General features: G+C 65.2%; 8 protein-coding genes. All 8 read left to right on the forward strand.

Features of this window, described 5'->3' with window-relative positions:
• Positions 1-320: YceD family protein (locus tag AC1VAN_RS10630; RefSeq protein ID WP_480985772.1), on the forward strand; the 320-nt coding region annotated here is incomplete at its 5' end.
• A 107-nt stretch (positions 321-427) separates the two neighbouring features.
• Entirely contained in the window at positions 428-622 is a 195-nt protein-coding gene (rpmF, locus tag AC1VAN_RS10635) for a 50S ribosomal protein L32 (RefSeq protein WP_480985773.1), read from the forward strand.
• Between the two features lie 91 nt (positions 623-713).
• A complete protein-coding gene (locus tag AC1VAN_RS10640; RefSeq protein ID WP_025879387.1) occupies positions 714-1,691 on the forward strand; it encodes a beta-ketoacyl-ACP synthase III in 978 nt (325 codons plus the stop codon).
• Positions 1,692-1,764: 73 nt separating this feature from the next.
• A complete protein-coding gene (locus tag AC1VAN_RS10645; RefSeq protein ID WP_032977357.1) occupies positions 1,765-2,547 on the forward strand; it encodes a BUD32 family EKC/KEOPS complex subunit in 783 nt (260 codons plus the stop codon).
• Positions 2,548-2,684: 137 nt separating this feature from the next.
• Complete coding sequence (gene fabD / locus AC1VAN_RS10650) at positions 2,685-3,629, forward strand: ACP S-malonyltransferase (RefSeq protein WP_025874079.1); 945 nt, start codon at positions 2,685-2,687, stop codon at positions 3,627-3,629.
• A gap of 82 nt (positions 3,630-3,711) precedes the next feature.
• Positions 3,712-4,455 carry a 3-oxoacyl-ACP reductase FabG gene (fabG, locus tag AC1VAN_RS10655; RefSeq protein ID WP_480985774.1) on the forward strand — a complete coding sequence of 248 codons (744 nt, stop codon included), beginning with the start codon at positions 3,712-3,714 and terminating at the stop codon, positions 4,453-4,455.
• Between the two features lie 152 nt (positions 4,456-4,607).
• The gene (gene acpP, locus AC1VAN_RS10660) at positions 4,608-4,847 is read left to right on the forward strand and encodes an acyl carrier protein (protein WP_025874077.1); all 240 of its coding nucleotides are present in this window, start codon (positions 4,608-4,610) and stop codon (positions 4,845-4,847) included.
• Positions 4,848-4,992: 145 nt separating this feature from the next.
• A partial coding sequence (locus tag AC1VAN_RS10665) for a beta-ketoacyl synthase N-terminal-like domain-containing protein (protein ID WP_480985775.1) occupies positions 4,993-5,111 on the forward strand: 119 nt, incomplete at its 3' end.

A 5,111-nucleotide genomic window follows, 5' to 3' on the forward strand; every position in this document is an offset into this window, starting at 1 on the left:
CCATCGATACCGCGTTGCCGCTGACCTGTCAGCGCAGCATGCAGCGTTTCCTGCTGCCGGTGAAGATGACCCAGAGGCTTGGCCTGATCCGCGAGGAAGACGAGGAATCGTCTTTGCCGGAGGAATACGAGCCGTTGCTGGTGCCGGAAGATGGCCAGCTGCGTCCGTTGGACCTGGTCGAGGACGAGTTGGTGCTGGCGGTGCCGGTGGTACCCCTGTCGCCGTACGGTGAGGCAGTCGACAAGGACTGGGCGCCGACCGAAGAAGAAATTGAAAAGGCCAATCCGTTCGCGGCGTTGGCGGCATTGAAGAAACAATAGCAGCCGGTTGTCGTCGGCGGCTGCGGCGAAAGCGAAAAGTGTGCTGGACGCTGGCGTCCTGTGCGACGAAACGACGAAGCAAAACGAACCGAGTTTGGAGCAATCCCATGGCTGTCCAKAAATCCCGTGTTACCCCGTCCCGTCGCGGCCAGCGTCGTTCGCATGACGCCCTGAGCGCCAAGCAGCTGTCGACCGACCCGACCACCGGCGAAGTGCATCTGCGTCACCACATCACTGCTGACGGTTTCTACCGCGGCAAGAAGGTCATCCAGACCAAGTCTTCGGCTGTCCAGGAAGACTGATGTGCCGGAAGGTCGCTGCCCGCTGGGCAGCGGCCTTCGCCTTCTTTCCCGGGCACGCCGGTGAACGGCGGCTCGTGCAACAGGAAACATGATGAGCAAGCGGATCTACTCGAGGATCGCGGGCACCGGTAGCTATTTGCCGGAAAAAGTCCTGACCAACGCCGACCTGGAAAAAATGGTCGAGACCTCGGACGAGTGGATCCAGACGCGCACCGGTATCCGTGAACGGCACATCGCTGCCGAAGGCGAAACCACCAGCGATCTCGGCTACCAGGCCGCGCTGCGTGCGATCGAAGCCGCTGGTATCGACGCTTCGCAGCTCGACATGATCGTGGTCGGTACGACCACCCCTGATCTGATCTTTCCCTCCACCGCGTGCCTGATCCAGGCCAAGCTCGGTGTGAGCGGCTGTCCCGCTTTCGACGTCAACGCGGCCTGTTCGGGCTTCGTGTTCGCGCTCAGCGTGGCTGACAAATTCATCCGCTCCGGTGATGCCCGCCATGTGCTGGTGATCGGCACGGAAACCCTGACCCGCATCGTCGATTGGGAAGACCGCACCACCTGCGTGCTGTTCGGTGATGGCGCGGGCGCCGTCGTGCTCAAGGCCGACGAAGAAACCGGCATCCTCAGCACCCACCTGCATTCGGATGGCAGCAAGAAAGAGCTGCTGTGGAATCCGGTCGGCGTCTCGGTCGGTTTCGGTGAAGGCAACAACGGTGGCGGCACCATCAACATGAAGGGCAACGACGTGTTCAAGTACGCCGTCAAGGCGCTGGACTCGGTCGTGGACGAAACCCTGGATGCCAACGGCCTGACCAAGTCCGACCTGGACTGGCTGATTCCGCACCAGGCCAACCTGCGGATCATCGAAGCCACCGCCAAGCGGCTGGAGATGTCGATGGACCAGGTCGTGGTCACCGTCGACAAGCATGGCAACACCTCGTCGGCCTCGGTGCCGCTGGCGCTGGATGCTGCTGTTCGTTCCGGCAGGGTCGAGCGCGGCCAGCTGTTGCTGCTGGAAGCCTTCGGTGGTGGCTTCACGTGGGGTTCGGCACTGCTGCGCTATTGATAGTGCCAGTTACGACAACGTGAAACCGTCGTTACGGCCCCTCTGGGGCCGTAATGCGTTAAAGGAGACTGTCATGGTTGAGCCCATCGTCATCGAAGGGCAGCGCGCCTGGCTGAAGCAGTACGGCGAAGGAAGCCGAGCAGTGGCCCTGGGCCTGCTCAATTTTGTTGCCCGCCGGTTCCATCTCGATGCCCTGCGCCCGCCGCCGCACCGCGGTGGCGACGCCGCGCGCGAAACCGAGGCCCGCCGGCTGGCGGAACTGCAGGCGCAGGGCGTGAACGTGCCCGCGGTGATCGGCAGCGGCCATGCCGCGCTGGTGATCGGCGACAACGGCAGCTCGTTCAATACCTGCCTGCGCGAAGCCGACGATGCCGGCCGCGATCGCCTCGTGGCCGCGGCAATGCAGGCCATTGCCGAAGCACACGCACGTGGCGCCTATTTCGGCCAGCCGTTGCCGCGCAACCTCACCTGGGATGGCCAGAACGTCGGTTTCATCGACTTCGAAGAAGATCCGCTGGAAGTCATGGACCTGGCCGAAGCGCAGGCGCGTGACTGGCTGATGTTCGGCTACGGCGTGGCCAAGTACTACGCTGACCGCCCCGAAAGCCTGCAGGCGATGATGGCCGAGGCGATGAACGGGGTGCAGGCACCGGTACGCGCGCATGTGCACGCCGTCAGCGGCCGTCTGCAGCGCCTGGCGCGGGTGTGCATGAAGCTGGGGCGCTCGGCGCGTGCGCTGGCCCACTCCATCTTCATCACCCATGGCGCCACCACGCTGGGCCTGCTGATGGTGGTCGGCCTGTGCATGGACTGGTTTGCCGACGGCGAGCTGGACATCCTGCAGCTGCTCTGCTGATCGCGGTCCGCCGGGCCATGCCCGGCGGACCCCGTATCGCGGCACTGTCCATACGCCGTGCATACGCGCACGTACAGACGACACGGCATGTTCCCCCTTATCATGGCCCGCTTCGATTGCAACAAGCGGATGACCGCGTGACCGTATCCACCCTCGCTTTTGTCTTCCCCGGTCAGGGCTCGCAGTCTGTGGGCATGCTGGCCGAGCTGGCCGAACTGCACCCGCAGGTGCGTGAGGCCTTCACCGAGGCATCCGATGGTGCCGGCGTCGACCTGTGGGCGTTGTCCCAGGGCGGCCCGGAGGAAATGCTCAACCGTACCGAATACACCCAGCCGGCCCTGCTGGCCGCCAGCATCGGCGCGTGGCGCGCCTGGAACGCCGTGGGCGGTCCTCGTCCGTCGGTTCTGGCGGGCCACAGCCTGGGTGAGTACACCGCCCTGGTCGCCGCTGGCGCCCTCAGCCTGCACGACGGTGCGCACCTGGTGCGCCTGCGCGGCCAGCTGATGCAGGACGCCGCACCGGCGGGTGTGGGCGCCATGGCCGCCGTGCTCGGTGCCGAAGACCAGCTGGTGCTGGACGTCTGCGCGGAAGCTGCCGGCAGCCAGGTGGTCGTTCCGGCCAACTTCAACTCGCCGGGCCAGATCGTGATCGGCGGCGACGCTGCCGCGGTCGACCGCGCGCTGGCGCTGCTGGCCGAGAAGGGCGTGCGCAAGGCGGTCAAGCTGGCCGTCAGCGTGCCCTCGCACACCCCGCTGATGCGCGAAGCCGCCAACCGTCTGGCCGAAGTGATGGCCGGCCTGTCCTGGCAGCTGCCGCAGCTGCCGGTGGTGCAGAACGTCGACGCCAAGGTGCACGACGGTGTGGACGCGATCCGCGCCGCGCTGGTGCAGCAGCTGTACCAGCCCGTGCAGTGGACCGGCTGCGTGCAGGCGCTGGCCGCCCGTGGCGTCACCCGGATCGCCGAATGCGGCCCGGGCAAGGTGCTGACCGGTCTGGTCAAGCGCATCGACAAGGCCATCGACGGCCGTTCCCTGGCCACCCCGGGCGACTTCGAAACCGCCCGCGAGACGTGGTCGGCCTGATTGCCCCTGTTCCTGCCGACCGTGCCGGTGGCCGCTGCAAGCGGCGCGGGTGCGGCGGCCGCCCCAGCCTGAGGAAAACATCATGAGCAAGCCCCTGCAGGGTGAAATCGCACTGGTTACCGGTGCCAGCCGTGGCATTGGTGCCGCCATCGCCGATCTGCTGGCCGCCCAGGGCGCCACCGTCATCGGCACTGCCACCACCGATTCCGGCGCCGCCGCGATCGGCGAGCGCCTGGCTGCCCACGGCGGGCACGGCCGCGCGCTGAACGTCACCGACGCCGCTGCGCTCGATGCCRTGCTTGACGGTATCGCCAAGGAATTCGGCCCGATCTCGATCCTGGTCAACAACGCCGGCATCACCCGCGACAACCTGCTGATGCGCATGAAGGAAGACGATTGGGCGTCGATCATCGACACCAACCTGACCAGCGTGTTCCGTACCAGCAAGGCCGTCATGCGCGGCATGATGAAGGCGCGCAAGGGCCGCATCATCAACATCGCCTCGGTGGTGGGCGTGACCGGCAACGCCGGCCAGGCCAACTATGCCGCCGCCAAGGCCGGCATCATCGGTTTCTCCAAGTCGCTGGCCAAGGAAATCGGCTCGCGCGGGGTCACCGTCAACGTGGTCGCGCCGGGCTTCATCGACACCGACATGACSAAGGCGCTGCCGGAAGAAGCGCGTACCGCGCTGATCGGCGACATCGCCCTCGAACGCCTGGGTTCGCCGGAGGACATCGCCCATGCGGTGGCCTTCCTGGCCAGCCCGGCTGCCGGCTACATCACCGGCGAAACTCTCCATGTGAACGGCGGCATGTACATGCCGTAAGCAAGGGGCGCAGGGATCGCGCCGCAAGTGGTTGATCTGCGAGGATTTTTGCTGCAATGCAAGGTCACGCCGGTTTCCACTACACTATCCCACGGCCATCGCCTTTGATGGCGACCACTTTTGAACCACTACTCCATCTGGAGCGATATCCCATGAGCACCATCGAAGAACGCGTCAAGAAAATCGTCATCGAACAGCTTGGCGTCAAGGAAGAAGAAGTCACCAACAGCGCATCGTTCGTCGATGACCTGGGCGCTGACTCGCTGGACACCGTCGAGCTGGTGATGGCGCTGGAAGAAGAATTCGAGTGCGAGATCCCGGACGAAGAAGCCGAGAAGATCAGCACCGTGCAGGCTGCGATCACCTACATCACGGCCCACGTCAAGGCCTGATGCAGGACGTCAGTGCGCGTGCGGGCGTTGAGTCCGGCGCGCACGACACCCCATGGGGCCGCTGTTTGCGGCCCCGTGTGTTTGCGCACCACACCGAAGTAAACCGCGTTACCCGCAAAGAACGTTCGGGTCAGGAGAATCAGCAATGAAGCGTCGCGTCGTCGTAACCGGCCTGGGTATGGTCTCGCCGTTGGGCAATGATCTGGCCAGCAGCTGGGAAGGCATCACCCACGGTCGTTCGGGCATCGGTCCGCTGACCAACGT

Source organism: Stenotrophomonas sp. 05L44_2 (assembly GCF_056665995.1).

What these genes read in the sequence shown, in the direction of transcription:
- AC1VAN_RS10640 (WP_025879387.1), top strand. Translation starts at nt 714, where the DNA reads ATGAGCAAGCGGATCTACTCGAGGATCGCGGGCACCGGTAGCTATTTG.
- AC1VAN_RS10645 (WP_032977357.1), top strand. Translation starts at nt 1,765, where the DNA reads ATGGTTGAGCCCATCGTCATCGAAGGGCAGCGCGCCTGGCTGAAGCAG.
- acpP (WP_025874077.1), top strand. Translation starts at nt 4,608, where the DNA reads ATGAGCACCATCGAAGAACGCGTCAAGAAAATCGTCATCGAACAGCTT.